This is a genomic window from Undibacterium sp. YM2, from assembly GCF_009937975.1.
GTDB lineage: Bacteria > Pseudomonadota > Gammaproteobacteria > Burkholderiales > Burkholderiaceae_D > Undibacterium.
Window position 1 is genome coordinate 4,697,959 of record NZ_AP018441.1, and the last position, 15,002, is coordinate 4,712,960.

A 15,002-nucleotide genomic window follows, 5' to 3' on the forward strand; every position below is an offset into this window, starting at 1 on the left:
GTTTGTGCGCCGGACCTACCAGTATAGAGGCAGAACGTACTGGCGATGACAATAGTGATAGTGCTGGATAGTATGGTTTTCATCTCTGCTCACTATGGAAGTTTACATGAACAGGATTACACCAGAACCATCATGCACAGGATAGTAAAAACGCGACAAGCAGCCAAAGAAGTAAAAGAGGCACAGAGATGAACCAGCCCGCTTCGACAATCACCAGCACAGACGCGGGCCAGGCACGCGGCGTGCTGCGCCCGGCCTTTAGCGAAGGTGAATTCCAGCACCACCGGCAATTGCCCTCGCCCGCGCTGGCCGGGCTGGTCGCGCATTACTGGCATGTGGCCTGGGATTTGCGCGGCCTGCCAGCGCAGGAGCAAGCGACCCTGCCACATCCGAATGTGCACCTGGTGGTGGGAAATGGCCAGGCGCGCATCTACGGCGTACATAGCGGGCGCTTCATGCGCACGCTACAAGGCAAGGACAGAGTATTCGGCATCAAGTTCAAGCCCGGCGGCTTCTATCCATTTTACCGGCAGGCGGTGGCGCAACTGGGCAATACATCCATTGATGTGAGCGCTTGTTTTGGTAATGAGGGGAGTGATTTTTGCGAACAAATACTTGCCGCAGATGATGTACAAACCATGTGCGCTGCGGCAGAAACATTCTTGCTGCATCACCAGCCGCCAGCCGATGCGCAAATCGACCGTATCAGCACCTGGATGACGCAAATAGAGCAAGACCGCAATATCCTCACCGTCGAAGACGTGATGGCAATCGCAGACCTGGATAAACGCAGCCTGCAAAGACTGTTCCAGAAATACGTGGGCATAGGCCCGAAGTGGGTCATACAACGCTACCGCCTGCATGAAGCGGTGGCCCAGGTGCAAGCTGGCAAAACCCTGAACTGGGCAGCCCTGGCGCTGGAACTGGGCTACTTTGACCAGGCGCATTTTGTGCGCGATTTCAGGAAATTGGTGGGAATGACGCCGGGGGAATATGAAAAGAGTCTGGGGTAAGGTGCAGCTTATATGCAGCTTGTATAATTTCGACACATCTTATTGACAATCATATACATCAGAAATCATGTTCAAATTTTTTCTTGCGCTGGCTTTGGCTCTCCATGCTGTTTGCGCCAGCGCAGCCGTAAAACCTTACTCCGCTGATGTCAGCACCTGGAAAGAGATCACTGTCCCTGCATCAGAAGAAGAGCGGGAAGTATGGCGTTACGCAGCCAATGATTCTGAGATCGCATGGCGCGTATATACCGAGGGAACTATTGTCAAGGCAAAACTGGATGATCATCATTCAAAGAAGGCAGACAGGGACACGCGCTTTGTCATTGCAGCAGAACCGTTGTCCGGTTTTTCAAAAACATCATTCACCGAAGTGGATGACGGCTGGCTGGTTGGCTATAACCGTGGCGAATTTGGCGCGTCTCTTTACTGGTTTAGCAAGGACAGAAAAAAACATTACAAAATATCTGATCACCAGATCATACGGTTCATTCAAAAAAGTAATGCCTTGTATGCGATAGAGGGCCTGTCTCATCTTGGAGTTTCCAGAGGCTCATTGATCAAGTTTATCAAGCACTCTGGCCGCTGGCTGGCTAGCACAGAAGTCAAGTTACCTTGTGCGCCCAATACCGCCAGCCTGAAGCGTAATCAGGAACTGTTGCTGGCCTGCCCGGATGCCTTGCTTGCCATAGATCAGGATAATTTCATTCACACTTTGTATAAGCCATTTATCCAGGATGGTATATGGCCCATATCGTCCGTTCTGTCTGAAACAGAAGACTATCTCTACATAGGCGCAGTTCAATATGTGATTCAGGTTGATCTGAACAGCAAGCAAATACGTTACCTGATACCGGACGAAAGTTTGCTCAACAAACGATCAGCAAAATAAGAAGCATCAATACGATATCAGTTCAAGGCAGTAGGCCCGGTCAACAGCCATTAATCCATCACACTCACACTTGCAATATAGTTAAGTGTGAGCTATCTTTAAATGACCATCCCTGTCCTGCCACAGGAGTACACATGCAATACGATCCGAGCAAAGCGGCCTTGTTCCATCCTGAATCCCAGCCTGCCTTGTTGGGGACGGAGTTGCCGTGGACCACGCATGCCATCTGCGCCGAATTGTCGCGGCTGGCTTACTGGCATTATGACAAAGGCGGCCAGGTGCTTGAGCACTTCCAGGGGGTATTGGCGCAGGCACAGTTTGGAGCAGCAACGCTGTTCACGGATACAGGCACCAGCACCCAGGGGGTTGCCGTCACCAAGGGTGAAACAGCCTACGTCGCCTTTCGCGGCACCCAGCCGGACGACCCTACCGACATCCTCATCGATGGTCTGTTCTGGCCAGTGAACTGGCAGGGTGATGGCCAGGTGCATGATGGTTTCTTGCGCGCCTACAACAGCATAGCGCCACAACTGCAAGACTGGCTGGGCAAGTGCACTGCCAAAACCGTTTATCTGACCGGCCATAGCCTGGGTGCTGCCATTGCCACCCTGGCCGCCGCCCTGCTGCCCGAGACCCGCCTCGTCACCTTTGGCTCACCCAGGGTCGGCAATGTGGCCTTTACATCCATGTTCAAAAGTCGCGTGGTCGACCGCTATGTCAATTGCGCAGACGTGGTCGCCATCTTGCCGCCAGAGTCAGAATATTATGAGCATGTGCACGGCATGCATTATCTTGACCGCCACGGTGCATTGATAGCCGCACCGAGCAGCCTCGACATCTTGCAGGATCAGACGATAGCCAAGGCAGAATACCTGTTTGAATATGCGTGGCGTAGCGAGAACGTGGGTTTTCGTTCACTGGCCGATCATGCGCCGGTGAATTATGTGCATGCGGTGTTGGGTTTGTGAGGGGCCTTGTATCCGAGTATCAAAGCAATATCCAAGACCCATCACCACAGAGGATAAGCGTGTAGGTACGATTAGCGGAGCGTAATCGTACGCATGCCTCGCAAAAAAACGATAAGCGTAAGGTATTGCAATGCACCTCTTGTTACGGCTACATCACGGTTTAAGGTCAAATTGTAGTTCACTTGTCATTGCCACGCAGATGCGGGCGATTACACGCTGCTAATCGCGCCTACTTCCCTGAAGTGAGCGAATATCTGTCTCACCTGCTCTCATCAAAAGTGCTATCCTGAGCTTACACTTTACCCGATTCCACCATGCCTGCCAGCCCGCAAAAACAATTCACCATGCTACCCTGCCACCTGGCTGGCGTAGAGGCCGTGCGTGCACAATCGCGGCACAAGTTTGGGCGGCACATGCATGAGCAGTTTGGCATAGGGGTCGTGGTGCAGGGTGCACAAAAATCCCTCAGCGGCGTGGGCATGGTCGAGGCCATGGCGGGCGATACGATTACCGTCAACCCCGGTGAAATCCACGATGGCACACCCATAGGCGAAAACGGACGCTGCTGGCAAATGCTGTATGTGGAGCCTGCGCTTATCGCCAGCCTCATGGGCGACATCACGGAAGGCAAGACTGTGCAGGCAGAATTCAGTTTGCCTGTCATGCGTGACAAACGTATCAGCCAGGCGGTGCAGACATTGTTTGCAACCATGACATCTCCGCAGGGGACGCATGCATCAGCAGAAGAACAGATACTCATGCTGTTTGCCCGCGTCATGCAGCCAACCACCCTGCTCAGCCACAACGTGCAAAGTGTGCAGGGTGTGCAGGGTGTGCCGTCAGCCATACAGCACGCGCGCAGCCGCATTGATGATGATCCGACCGCCCTCCTCAGTCTGCAAGACCTGGCGCAGCAAAGTGGCCTGAGCCGTTTCCAGCTCTTGCGTGCTTTTGCCAAGGCCACCGGCATGACGCCGCATGCCTATATCCTGCAACGCCGCCTGCACCATGCCCGCCGCCTGATTGCAGCGGGCATGCCACTGGTACAAGTCGCGATGGATAGCGGCTTTGCTGACCAAAGCCATCTGACGCGGCTGTTCGTGCGTAATTTTGGAATATCACCCGGGGTATATAGCTCGAGGAGCTAGCCTGCAATTTTATTCAAGACGACGCCATTTCAAGCTGGCACGCTGTCACTTTTCCATACAGGGTGAGGCAGGCGATGTCAGACAGATTCACAGGATATGTATATTTGGCGCTGGCGATGATTGTCGTTGGCAGTACGGTAGTCGCCAGCAAAGTCATAGGCAGTGGCTTGCCGGTGTTCACCGCAACGGCGCTACGCTTTGCCATCGCCTTCCCCTGCTTTTTATTGTTGATGCGCGTCACCGGCGCGCGACTGCCCAGGCTAGGCAAGCGCGACTGGTTCTTGCTGGTCTTGCAGGCTGGTGCTGGCAGTGTGGGCTATACCACCCTGCTGATCGCTGGCATGCACCTGACATCTGCTGCTGATGCCGCTGTGATCATCGGCACCCTGCCCATCGTCTCTGCCGCGATTGCCATCGTCTTGCTGGGTGAAAGACCGCAAGCCAGTTTATTGCTGGCTGTGCTGCTGGCGGGTGCAGGTGTGTTGTCGATCGCTGTGCGGGCAGATGGGGCAAATGCAGGTGCTCAGCATTCACTGTTGGGCAATGCCTTGATTTTTGCAGCGATTGTTTGCGAAGGCTTGTTCATCCTGTTGAATAAACGCCTGAAGACGGCAATCCCACCGTTAGCCTTATCGACCATCATGACGGGCCTGGGTCTGGCCTTGTCCATCATCCCCGCCGTGTTTGAAATGCCGTGGCAGACGCCTGTCACCGCCAAGGCAGTATGGGCCGTGGTCTATTATGCGATGGTGCCTACTGTGGCCGGCTTTTTGCTCTGGTATGCAGGCGCGGCCAAAGTCAGCGGCAGCGAAGCCGCACTCTTTACGGCCCTGGCCCCGGTATCTGCCGTGGTGCTGGCAGTTGTGGTACTCGGCGAAGTGGTCAGCGGCAGCCAGCTAACAGGCATCGCCTGCGTGTTGCTGGCGATAGGTGGAATGGCGTTGTTGGGCAATGGCGGGTTTGTGTTTTTAAAAAAGACCAAAAATCTCACCACAGAGGCACAGAGACACAGAGATAACACCGAGAATTTAAAATAAGCGCACCCTACTATAACGCTCTCAGACTATGCAATTTCTCTCATATTTTTCCTCTGTGCCTGCTCTGTGCCTCTGTGTCTCTGTGTCTCTGTGGTGAGTGGTTTTAAGATTTTCAACGCTGCAAGTTACGAACAACGCTTTCTACTGATGTTTGCATCCTCCCCCTACCCGCAAAACCGTGTACATTATGCATCTGTCCAAACCAGCCAACACAGATACCAGGAACGCGCCATGCTCATCAAAAAAGTGCTCCCGTTTTGCATCGCCTTGTCCATAGGCGCATTGACATCCACTGCCAACGCGCAAAGCCTGTCACCGACTGAACAAAAAATTGTCGCTGCTGTGCAGGCCAGGTCAGAAGCCGCGCTGCAACTGCTGGAACGCAGTGTCAACATCAACAGCGGCACACTCAATCATGCAGGCGTGCGCGAAGTCGGCAAGTTATTCAGCAATGAACTTGAGGGCCTGGGTTTCAAGACCAGCTGGTCAGAAATGCCAGCAGCGATGAACCGTGCCGGGCATTTGCTGGCCGAGCGTGATGGCAGCCAGGGCAAGCGCGTGCTGATGATAGGCCATCTCGATACCGTGTTTGAAAAAGACAGCCCCGTGCAGTTATGGGACAGGCAGGGCAACCGCGTGCGCGGCCAGGGTGTCAATGACATGAAAGGTGGCGACGTCATCATGATAGAAGCCCTGCGCGCCCTGCATGCCGTCGGTGCACTCGACAATACCCGCATACAGGTCATCTTCAGCGGTGATGAAGAAAGTGCAGGCCACCCCATCGCCACTTCGCGTGCTGACCTGGTCAATGCAGCCAAACGCAGTGACGTAGCCCTGGCCTTTGAGGGTACGGCACTCGATAAAAACGGCAATGCCACCGGCACCGTAGGCCGCCGCGCCTCTGGCGGGTTTGTGCTGGATGTGACAGCCAAGCAAGGCCATTCCGCTGCCGTGTTTGGCCACAATGGCTATGGCGCGATTTATGAAACCGCGCGCATCCTGAACAGCTTTCGCGAACAATTGATCGAACCCGACCTGACCTTCAACCCCGGCAATATCGTCGGTGGCACTGAGATCAGTTACGACAGCCAGAACAGCAAGGGTACTGCCTTTGGCAAGACCAATGTCATCGCCCCCAGTGCCCAGGTACACGGCGATTTGCGTTACCTCAGCGCAGAACAGGGCCAGCGCGCCAAAGACCGCATGAAAGACATCGTCAGCAAGAACCTGGCTGGCACCAGCGCAACGATACGCTTTAGCGAAAACTACCCACCGATGTCCCCCACCCCCGGCAACTACGCCCTGCTGGACCTGTACTCCAAAGCCAGCTTTGATGCAGGTCTGGGCGAAATCAAAGCCTTCCCACCAGGTGAACGCGGCGCTGGCGACATCCAATTCGTCGCGCCCTATGTAGCCAGCCTGGATGGCCTGGGTGCCACCGGCAGAGGTGCGCACTCACCGGACGAAGACCTGGATATTTCTTCGATACAGAGAGCGACGATCAGGACGGCGATTTATTTGTATAGGTTGACGCGGTAAAACCAACGGCCAGGCAGTCGGTACGACCACGGTCTGCGCCTGTTACGTCAGCCTTTAGCACGAGGTAGAGGAAATTAAAATGCAGACAATAGAATTTAAAAACCTAAGTATTGCCAAACCATTTAGTGAAGAATACGTGGATGAGGTTGAGGCAGAAATCGGAATCAAGTTCCCACAAAAATATCTTGAACTGATGAGGCAGAAAAATGGAGGTGCCCCTGTTCAGCAATGCTTTACTGTTGGGATGAATGAGAAAGTAATCGAGAGATTTTTGTCCTTTGTAGAAAATTACAAAGTTGATCAATGCGGCATCTACGATATAGAAGTTGTATGGAGTCAGATAGAGGACAGATTAGAAGAAGGCATATGCCCGTTTGCGGCATTATATGGAGGGGATTTTCTCTGTTTTGATGGCCGCTTTCAAGATGAAGCAGCGATAGTGATATGGCACCATGAACAGGCTTCTCAGGGAAAATCGAGCATTACACCCGTAGCTGATAGCTTTGAAGTATTTTTAGAAATGTTGAAGGAATTATGAATCAAGAGCCGCAGCTACAACTAGTGGACTAATTCCCTGCGCTGGCATGCCGAACTGAACATATAAATACCTTAAAGCGTATCCATGATCACAAAGAGTAATTTTTCGCTTGCTTACTTCAAGTTTCTGGAAGTTGAGGAAGAATTTGAAATCGTTGAATTTTTTGGTTTTTCCGCACTTCATCTATCACTTACGGATCAGCCCCTTCCCTCATCACAATTGTATGGCTCAAGCTTGATGCTGCGAGGCTGTGTGGCTTTAAATCAGGAATTACGACAAAGCCTGTTATCAGGCCATCTCCCTGTGCAGATGAAAGAGATGACGATATTCATGCTTGATGGTGAAGGTCAACGACTCGCTGGATATGATGTGACTGTATTGACTGTAATAAGCACAGAGGCAGGTAATGACGGGAGTATGGATATCTGCCTGGCCGTATCGCATTACGACACTGATCTTATGCACGTCAATGTGCTACAAAGCATATGGTGCAATGGAATTCAAGAAAAAAACCTGTGGGCCGGGCTGGATTATTTGCAGCGCAGATCATGGCTGCACCTGGTTCGCAAACATCATTGCCTGAGTCAAATCGCGATGGAAGATAAACCAGCCCATATGGTTTATGAAATGGATGGCCGTTTTATCACCGACTACCCCAGCTTTTTTATCGCCCTTGGCGAAGCCATCAACGGGCCTGGAGCTTATTTTGGAGGAGGTTTCGATGCACTGGCTGATTGCCTGTGCGGTGACTTTGGCGCAAAGACACCATTCTCGCTGGTATGGACAGCATCTGATATCGCCAGAGCAGCCCTGGATAAAAACAAATCCTTAGAAGAAGCATTGGCTTCACGCGAAGATGCTTTGAAAAACCATGACTTTGAAGAAGATGAGTTCGCAAGCGTTGCCGAAATAATGCGAAACAACACCAGTTCCTTGTTTGATAACTTGATCGATAATTTGGGAAGGCTGCATGCGATCAGGCTGACGCTGGCCTAAGAAGCGTTGCTGTGATTAGGATCACAGTACAATTGGATTCTATAATTTTTGTCAAGTGTTGATTGCGATCAAATCATTCATTGTTTTTTTGGATTTTTGGCATTATATTCAGAAGTTGTAGTCTTCATTTTCCTCAGCGCACAGTTAATTTGAGAGGATGCCCAGTGCTGCCACAATTAACCTCTATGATTGATATGGCTTTATTGCAGAGTCTTTGCTCCGATAAATGCCCTGAATCACAGACTCTCGAATTTAAAAGATGTTTGCGTAGTACAAGCGAGAAAGACAAACAAGAACTCGCAAAGGATGTCACAGCATTAGCCAATACTGAAGGCGGAGATATTATTTACGGTATTGTCGAAGTTAACGGTGTTGCTGGTTCACTCGAACATATCAATGCTGAATCCAACCCTCCCGATTCTGTAGTTCGTCGCTTTATTCAAACACTTGAAGCTCTCGTCGAACCAAGAATCCCTGGACTTAAGCTGCATCCAATTGAAGTAGAAGGCGGCTACATATTGCTTTTGAGAGTTCCAGCATCGTTCGATGGACCTCATTCAATTAGAATTAATCAAGCCAGAAGGTTTGTGATGAGAAACGGTACTGCGACAATTGATATGAGTTATGAACAAGTACGCTCAGCATTTGATCGAACAGCGACTCTTGCCAAAAGTGCTCATGACTTTATTGCTGGTCGTTTAAATTTAATTTCCGAGGGGAGAAGTGCTGCAAAGCTTTTAGATGGGCCTCTATTTGTGACACACCTAGTACCAATTTCCGGTCTTGCAGGACGAAAGTCTGTAGATTTGCAGGAGATTTACCATAATAGTTTCTTAAATTTCGTGAGTGCAGACTGGGGGCAGAGTAGTCGAACTTTTAACTTTGACGGACTGCTTGTGCATCAACCTCCAAATGAATCTGGTCAACACTATATCTATAACCATATATTTCGAAATGGGTCAATGGAAGGTGCTCGCTTAGGCGGCGCAACACGCAATTACAATGGTGAGCAGAGAGCATTGGTATGGTCTGTTGATATGTCAAATTTTTTCTACAATTCATTTCGAACATTCCTGGCTTCCGCAAAAAATTGGGGATTTTCTGGTCCGGCGGTACTGAGTGTCGCAATTTTGAATGTCAAAGGATATGAACTAGGTATTGGCAATAATTTTCTTCCATTTAATCCTGCTATAGCTGATCGTCCACATTTGATAACGCCCGAAGTATGGATTGCGGACATCGCCTCTGATGATTTGGATAATTTAATTCGCCCAGTGCTAGACATGCTTTGGCAGGCCTTCAACTTTGAACGATGTCTTGATTTCGATCCAGCGTCAGGAGCCTTTAGGCCAAGGTCAAACTGATTCCCCCTTAAAAAAAATCTGGGCCGGTATAGTTGGGCCATAGATACTGTTATCCAAGTCATCTCAAGAAAACCATATTCCCGACCACCAGCAAGACCATCACCAGCAAACCCCAGGCAAGAAATTTATTTGAATTTTTTGTCGCAGTCTTTTTATGCTGCGCAATGACTATGGGCCACAGCAGCAGGTAGTCTGCAAAAGACTTGCTGTCACTTTTCAGGACACGTAACAGGATGCTCAAAATACCTGCCAGTAGCAGGATGATCCCCAGTGTGAGATAAGCTTGGGGGTCATTTGCCAGCCAGGACAAGAAGGTGTTCATGATATGTTTTTTCACTCCGCACGACGGAACTTCAAGCTTAGCACAAGCGGCACCGCCAGCACATACACCACCATCACGCTGAGCCAGATCGCCCCCGGCCATTGTGAGCGCACGACAAAATACAGCGTAGAAAACATCAGCGGGCCAATGATGGACGTGAGGCTGACGGCGGATGCCAGCACGCCCTGGAATTGCCCCTGCATGCCTTCATCGACCATGCGGCTGGCGAGTGATTGCAAGGCCGGTATGCCGACACCACCCAGCACAAACACCGGCATGACGGCAAATACCATCCAGCCCTGTTTGGCAAAAGCCATGACGACCAGGGCCAGGCAGGTACCCACAAAGCCGGTCAAAATGGTGCCGCGCTCGCCCAGCAGTTTGACGGCAGGGCCGGGCAAGAAGGCTTGCGCGAGTGCCTGGCACAGGCCGTAGGTACCTAGCGACAGACCTATCCACAGACCGTTCCAGTGGAAGGCATCATTGCCCCACAGTGACCAGCAGGTGCCATACACCTCGCCCGTCATGCTGAGGATGAAGAAGAGCAGGATCACCGGCAGCAGGTTTTTCATGCGCCATGTCCAGCGCAAGGGGCGCAGCGGGTTGAGTGCTGCAAGGTCCAGCTTCTCGCGGCTGGGTGTGCGTGATTCTGGCAAGACAAAAAAGGCCATCAGCAGGTTGGCCGCATTCAAGATCGCTGCCGCGATGAAAGGCAGGCGCAAGCCATAGTCACCGAGCACGCCACCAAGGATGGGGCCGATGATGAAGCCTGCCCCAAACACGGCATTGAACAGGCCAAAGCGGCGCGCCCGCTGGTCTTCTGGCGAAATGTCGGTGATATAGGCCATGGCCACCGACATATTGGCACTGGTCAGCCCGGCGATGGCGCGGCCCAGGAATAGCATCCAGAGTTGTGGCGCGAAGGCCATGACGAGGTAATTGATGGCTGCCCCGGCCAGCGAGATCAGCAACACCGGGCGACGGCCCAGCCTGTCACTCAATGCACCGAGCACGGGTGCAAAAACAAACTGCATCACCGCATATAGCGCAGTCATGATGCCTATGTAGGGCGCGACATTGTCGCCATGGGTAACCTCTGCCAGCAAGCGTGGCAGGATGGGGAAGATCAGGCCTATCCCGACGGCGTCCAGGCCAATGGCGGCGAAGATGACAGCCAGGGCGCGGTTATTGCCCACCCCTGCGGCCTGTGCATGCTGGCTGCCTGTACTTGTTAATGTAGTCATAAAATGAGTCTTTCTTAATATATACTCAATACATATATATACTGAGTACATTTAATATATGCTATGATGCAGCTCATGTCAAACCCTACCGATCTCCGCACCCGCAAACGCCTGGCCATGCGCCAGGGCATCTCTGATGCTGCCACCCTGCTCTTCCAGGAGCGCGGCTTTGATCATGTGACGGTGGATGAAATTGCAGCCGCGGCTGACGTGGGGCGCATGACGGTGTTCAATCACTTCCCACGCAAAGAAGACATGTTCTTTGACCGAGATGAAGAAGGGCGCGAAATATTGCGCGAGGCTTTGCGCCAGCGCGACCCTGCTATTTCTCCAATTGAAACCTTGCGCCTGCTCGCCCATAAGCTGGTGGCAGACGAAAGCCCTTATGTCAGGTTCGCTGCCGGTGCCAAAGGTTTTGTCTCACCAGGCAGCCAGGGCTTCATAGAAACCATAGAAGGCAGCGACACCCTGAAGGCACGCGCCAGGGCCATACGCGATGAGATAGCCCAGGTCGTGGCAGAGGCAATGGCCTTATCCGTCAAGCGCGAAGCTGGCGACACAGACGCCATACTGGCCGCCAACCTGTTGCTGGCGACATGGACAGTGGCACTTGTCCAGGCTCACCAGAGTTTCAGGCAAAAGCAGGATGCGGCGGAAGCGAAAGCGGTTTTTCTGGCGATAGTTGATAAGGGAAGTGTGGGGATCAAGGCGGCGATGGCAGGGACGGTTTATGCTTGAATTTAACGTCATGAATACCGGAACCTGATGTTGCTGCGGCATCGTGATATCGCCCGTCACCATACTACTGAAGGCTACTCACTATCGTTAATGAAGGCATTTGCGCAGATGGATTCCAGCCTGCGCTGGGATGACCTGAATGTGTATGGCGGGGCTTTAAACTCCAGGGCTTCGATGCGGCTATAAGAGCCGCACGTTCATCCTAAAGCCGTATCCGGTGGGGTGCGTTGTAACGCACCGCATGGATGCACGCAAACAAATACCATCAGTTTTATAGATTCCCGTATGTGGTGCGTTGCAACGCACCCTACCGATTGTTATTATGAAGCGCAATTTTCCCATTCTGGTAAAAGATGCGTTTATCCATAATCATCAGGCCTGCCATTACTCAAAGCTAATCGCGTATGAATTCACAACGATTTCAACTCATAGTTGTAATACAAGCGGCAGAAATATATTCCGTCTGTTAAGACAGATATCGTACGGGACAGCGCTTGCATGTCTATGTTGATAGCATCGACTATCTTTGTGCTGGTGTCGTCAAAACGCACAAATCCCGCTTCACTTTCTGCTGGAGGTCCGAGGAAAGAAGGGATATCAGGCAGTAAAAACAACTTACTTTCATGCTGGCTGACTCGTCCATGGCATATTGTATGGTAGGCGTTTAACTCACCATCATTATTGAACCAATTGACACTTAAACCTGGATCAATCGCTTCATCGTAAAAACTGCCATCTTCATAAATAGTAAGCTGCAAGCCTACCATCGCTTTGAGTTCTGATGGTGCGTAGTCTGCTTCCTCCAGTAAGTATGCCCGCGCCAATGAAGGATCAATTTGTTGCTGCCTCATATCATCTGCCGCAGCAACAAGAGACCAAACGCTTTTTATCGCACGCCCACCCACAATATTCTCTTTATTTTTTCGCCGCATCTGCTCAGGAAGTATGACATTACTGGGGTGATAAAAAGAATTTGGCAATCCTACATCTTCTTTGGATATGGAAAATGCGTGCAATTCATCATAAGAGAATTTTGTATAACTGCTACTATGCGAAACGTCCATCACTACCACATTCGGTTCTTGCTTTCCTGCACAAACAAATGCAATCATCTGCTTTACCAAACCAGAGAATTCTTCTATTTGTGTTTGCGATTGTGCAGGGGGCTGAAAATTCTCAACTTTGCGTTTCTGGCGATAGGCGATTTTGCATTCCCCAGAATCGATCTCAAATCTGAACGCCACGCTATCGAAATCGCGGATATGTTCATTTGAGAACGCGCGCAGCAATTTCTCAAGTTGATCAGCAATTGGATTGTTCATCATGGGGATGCGTATTTAATAAAGATTAATTATCGGATTTTGCAGGATTTTCTACGGCCAATCCGCTGACATACCAATGCCGTTCTGTGACTTCATCTCTCCAGCCTTTGGTGATATAGCGGAGAGGGTCATTCAATACTGCCCTGAAAAATTCAAGATAGCTTGCAGCAACTTCTTCAACATCTTCTGGCTGTAGTGGCCCGCCATATCTCAATCCATGACCAATAAAAACAACTCTGCACTCATCATCTGAGCGGCGGTTGCAAGTATCAATGGCAAAACGATCGCCTGAATAAAACGGGGCGGCAATGGGTATCAGGCCAGCCATCCATGCGAGTTCTTCTGCATCGTCACGGCTGGATTCTGTACCGTCAGAAAATTCGTCCTGAAAATCAATTTGTTCTTGCGCAATTTCTTCCAGGTCAAAAAAAACAAAGCCTGCATTAGCCTCAGCAGTGGGGCGGAATAAATTGGCGCCATTAAAATTCTTGAATAATTCTTTCATCGAGGGCGGCATCCATTTGGCCAGTTTCCTGGCGGGCAGCTTGTCGCCAAACTGATGTACTGCCTGATATAGCCGCTCAGTAGATTCGCCTTCAGCAACGCATCGCATTGCTGGAGGAAATTTTAAAATATTCAGAACTGCGCTTAGTTCTTCCTGCATGTCAGCATTTCCTGAAATTGATACTATGTTGTTATTCTTGCAGTTCCTGTTGTCCGACCAGTATTTACCGCTTTTTGGGAATCAAGATTTCCTCCCCTTCTCCAGCCGCCACTCCTTCTGACAATCCGCATAATTCGCAAACTCATAACTAACACCGACTTCGCCGCGGTTGATGGCGTGGGCCTGGGCGAAGACGATGATGTTGAGGATGTTGTCGGGCAGTTCGCGTTCGGTTTTGCCATTGGCCCACAGGTAGCCGTAGCTGACTGAGCCTTCTTTGAGGCCGACCATCCAGAATTGCGGGCGGCGGTTGTAGATGTCGGTTTTGACTTTGTCTTTTTTGAGGCTGGGTTTGCCGTATTGCTGTTCCAGCGCTTGCGCGATGCGGTCGGCGGCGGCTTTGATTTGTTCGCCGGTGCCGCTGACGGCGGTGATGGTGCGCGACGCACCGACCTTGCAGACGCCGCTGATGGGGGCGGTGACGGCATAGTAGTCGCTGAAATCATCTGCGGGTTTGGGTGGTTGGCCTTCAAACAGATGCTTGGCTTTGCTGGATTTGACAAAGCCCAACTTGCTGGCGAGCTCGGTTTCGCTGATGGCCATGGCGAGACCAAAGGGGCCGGATTCTGTGGATGCAGGTATAGCGTCTGAGATTGCTTCTGCGGCAGTGCTGGTTTCTGTCGTGGATGCAAGCACGCTGGCAGATGGCATCGCTACAGAGCTGGCGGTAGTGTTGGCAGTGGCATCGGCAGTTTTTTTGCAGGCGACGAGGCTGGCTGTCGTCATCAACAGGGCAATGATGCAGAGGTGGTGGAGTTTATTTTTATGCTGCATCAGGCTAGGATGGATGTATGGATATGGTTTGCCAGGGTCGCTGCAATTTAATGATATTCGGGCATAAATTGCAATGGCTTTGATCTAATTCCTTCTCACACATAAATAGGGGCACGGTATCGCGTTCGCGGCAGAAGCCGGTTCTGCTGGAAATTTGTCTTGCGGACTATAGGGCATGTCAAAGAACATGGCATAAATACGATGGATTCCTGCCTGCGCACACTGCTGTCCGGAATAATTATCTTGACTCATTCGGAGAGTGAAGTACGAACAGCGTCCCGGCGATTCTTCTACGTCGAAGACTTAATTCTGCAATTGAATAATTTTTGTCAGCGATCATGCTTGAAGCTCCTTCCGCTTCAAGGGGAGGGTTGGGATGGGGATGG

Annotated in this window: 16 protein-coding genes; 11 read left to right on the plus strand and 5 right to left on the minus strand. The window is 51.1% G+C overall.

What is annotated here, in order from left to right:
- The first annotated feature begins 188 nt into the window (after positions 1–188).
- From UNDYM_RS21475 to UNDYM_RS21515, 9 genes are all read left to right on the plus strand, one after another.
- The gene (locus tag UNDYM_RS21475; RefSeq protein ID WP_162042881.1) at positions 189–1,013 is read left to right on the plus strand and encodes an AraC family transcriptional regulator; all 825 of its coding nucleotides are present in this window, start codon (positions 189–191) and stop codon (positions 1,011–1,013) included.
- 67 nt (positions 1,014–1,080) lie between these two features.
- The gene (locus UNDYM_RS21480) at positions 1,081–1,902 is read left to right on the plus strand and encodes a hypothetical protein (protein ID WP_162042882.1); all 822 of its coding nucleotides are present in this window, start codon (positions 1,081–1,083) and stop codon (positions 1,900–1,902) included.
- A gap of 134 nt (positions 1,903–2,036) precedes the next feature.
- The gene (locus tag UNDYM_RS21485) at positions 2,037–2,870 is read left to right on the plus strand and encodes a lipase family protein (protein ID WP_162042883.1); all 834 of its coding nucleotides are present in this window, start codon (positions 2,037–2,039) and stop codon (positions 2,868–2,870) included.
- Between the two features lie 314 nt (positions 2,871–3,184).
- Positions 3,185–4,018 carry an AraC family transcriptional regulator gene (locus UNDYM_RS21490; RefSeq protein ID WP_174244960.1) on the plus strand — a complete coding sequence of 278 codons (834 nt, stop codon included), beginning with the start codon at positions 3,185–3,187 and terminating at the stop codon, positions 4,016–4,018.
- A 74-nt stretch (positions 4,019–4,092) separates the two neighbouring features.
- Complete coding sequence (locus UNDYM_RS21495; RefSeq protein WP_162042884.1) at positions 4,093–5,055, plus strand: DMT family transporter; 963 nt, start codon at positions 4,093–4,095, stop codon at positions 5,053–5,055.
- Between the two features lie 231 nt (positions 5,056–5,286).
- Positions 5,287–6,594 carry a M20/M25/M40 family metallo-hydrolase gene (locus UNDYM_RS21500; RefSeq protein ID WP_162042885.1) on the plus strand — a complete coding sequence of 436 codons (1,308 nt, stop codon included), beginning with the start codon at positions 5,287–5,289 and terminating at the stop codon, positions 6,592–6,594.
- Between the two features lie 79 nt (positions 6,595–6,673).
- A complete protein-coding gene (locus UNDYM_RS21505) occupies positions 6,674–7,132 on the plus strand; it encodes an SMI1/KNR4 family protein (RefSeq protein WP_162042886.1) in 459 nt (152 codons plus the stop codon).
- Positions 7,133–7,216: 84 nt separating this feature from the next.
- Entirely contained in the window at positions 7,217–8,128 is a 912-nt protein-coding gene (locus UNDYM_RS21510; RefSeq protein WP_162042887.1) for a barstar family protein, read from the plus strand.
- A gap of 164 nt (positions 8,129–8,292) precedes the next feature.
- Entirely contained in the window at positions 8,293–9,492 is a 1,200-nt protein-coding gene (locus UNDYM_RS21515; RefSeq protein WP_162042888.1) for a helix-turn-helix domain-containing protein, read from the plus strand.
- Positions 9,493–9,550: 58 nt separating this feature from the next.
- Here UNDYM_RS21515 and UNDYM_RS21520 read toward each other — a convergent pair whose 3' ends face one another.
- Positions 9,551–9,814, minus strand: a complete 264-nt coding sequence (locus tag UNDYM_RS21520) for a hypothetical protein (RefSeq protein ID WP_162042889.1) — start codon at positions 9,812–9,814, stop codon at positions 9,551–9,553.
- 11 nt (positions 9,815–9,825) lie between these two features.
- On the minus strand, positions 9,826–11,058 hold the full coding sequence (locus UNDYM_RS21525) for a TCR/Tet family MFS transporter (protein WP_162042890.1): 1,233 nt from the start codon (positions 11,056–11,058) through the stop codon (positions 9,826–9,828).
- Positions 11,059–11,133: 75 nt separating this feature from the next.
- On the opposite strand from UNDYM_RS21525, the gene UNDYM_RS21530 reads away from it, so the two are divergent.
- Both UNDYM_RS21530 and UNDYM_RS21535 read left to right on the plus strand, forming a co-directional pair.
- A complete protein-coding gene (locus tag UNDYM_RS21530) occupies positions 11,134–11,796 on the plus strand; it encodes a TetR/AcrR family transcriptional regulator (RefSeq protein ID WP_162042891.1) in 663 nt (220 codons plus the stop codon).
- A gap of 27 nt (positions 11,797–11,823) precedes the next feature.
- Complete coding sequence (locus UNDYM_RS21535) at positions 11,824–11,982, plus strand: hypothetical protein (protein ID WP_162042892.1); 159 nt, start codon at positions 11,824–11,826, stop codon at positions 11,980–11,982.
- A 224-nt stretch (positions 11,983–12,206) separates the two neighbouring features.
- On the opposite strand, the gene UNDYM_RS21540 is transcribed toward UNDYM_RS21535, so the two are convergent.
- The 3 genes from UNDYM_RS21540 to UNDYM_RS21550 all read right to left on the minus strand — a co-directional run bounded on the left by UNDYM_RS21540 (position 12,207) and on the right by UNDYM_RS21550 (position 14,616).
- Positions 12,207–13,121, minus strand: coding sequence for a hypothetical protein (locus tag UNDYM_RS21540; protein ID WP_162042893.1), 915 nt, complete (start codon positions 13,119–13,121; stop codon positions 12,207–12,209).
- A gap of 22 nt (positions 13,122–13,143) precedes the next feature.
- Positions 13,144–13,731 (minus strand): SMI1/KNR4 family protein, encoded by a 588-nt coding sequence (locus UNDYM_RS21545; RefSeq protein ID WP_162042894.1) that lies wholly within the window; start codon positions 13,729–13,731, stop codon positions 13,144–13,146.
- A gap of 132 nt (positions 13,732–13,863) precedes the next feature.
- A complete protein-coding gene (locus tag UNDYM_RS21550) occupies positions 13,864–14,616 on the minus strand; it encodes a hypothetical protein (protein WP_162042895.1) in 753 nt (250 codons plus the stop codon).
- Positions 14,617–15,002: the final 386 nt, after the last annotated feature.

Coding starts and splice junctions, on each gene's coding strand:
- UNDYM_RS21495 (WP_162042884.1), top strand. CDS start 4,093: ATGTCAGACAGATTCACAGGATATGTATATTTGGCGCTGGCGATGATT.
- UNDYM_RS21510 (WP_162042887.1), top strand. CDS start 7,217: ATGATCACAAAGAGTAATTTTTCGCTTGCTTACTTCAAGTTTCTGGAA.
- UNDYM_RS21535 (WP_162042892.1), top strand. CDS start 11,824: ATGTTGCTGCGGCATCGTGATATCGCCCGTCACCATACTACTGAAGGC.
- UNDYM_RS21545 (WP_162042894.1), bottom strand. CDS start 13,731: ATGCGATGCGTTGCTGAAGGCGAATCTACTGAGCGGCTATATCAGGCA.
- UNDYM_RS21480 (WP_162042882.1), top strand. CDS start 1,081: ATGTTCAAATTTTTTCTTGCGCTGGCTTTGGCTCTCCATGCTGTTTGC.
- UNDYM_RS21530 (WP_162042891.1), top strand. CDS start 11,134: ATGTCAAACCCTACCGATCTCCGCACCCGCAAACGCCTGGCCATGCGC.
- UNDYM_RS21485 (WP_162042883.1), top strand. CDS start 2,037: ATGCAATACGATCCGAGCAAAGCGGCCTTGTTCCATCCTGAATCCCAG.
- UNDYM_RS21500 (WP_162042885.1), top strand. CDS start 5,287: ATGCTCATCAAAAAAGTGCTCCCGTTTTGCATCGCCTTGTCCATAGGC.
- UNDYM_RS21540 (WP_162042893.1), bottom strand. CDS start 13,121: ATGATGAACAATCCAATTGCTGATCAACTTGAGAAATTGCTGCGCGCG.
- UNDYM_RS21550 (WP_162042895.1), bottom strand. CDS start 14,616: ATGCAGCATAAAAATAAACTCCACCACCTCTGCATCATTGCCCTGTTG.
- UNDYM_RS21490 (WP_174244960.1), top strand. CDS start 3,185: ATGCCTGCCAGCCCGCAAAAACAATTCACCATGCTACCCTGCCACCTG.
- UNDYM_RS21475 (WP_162042881.1), top strand. CDS start 189: ATGAACCAGCCCGCTTCGACAATCACCAGCACAGACGCGGGCCAGGCA.
- UNDYM_RS21505 (WP_162042886.1), top strand. CDS start 6,674: ATGCAGACAATAGAATTTAAAAACCTAAGTATTGCCAAACCATTTAGT.
- UNDYM_RS21520 (WP_162042889.1), bottom strand. CDS start 9,814: ATGAACACCTTCTTGTCCTGGCTGGCAAATGACCCCCAAGCTTATCTC.
- UNDYM_RS21525 (WP_162042890.1), bottom strand. CDS start 11,058: ATGACTACATTAACAAGTACAGGCAGCCAGCATGCACAGGCCGCAGGG.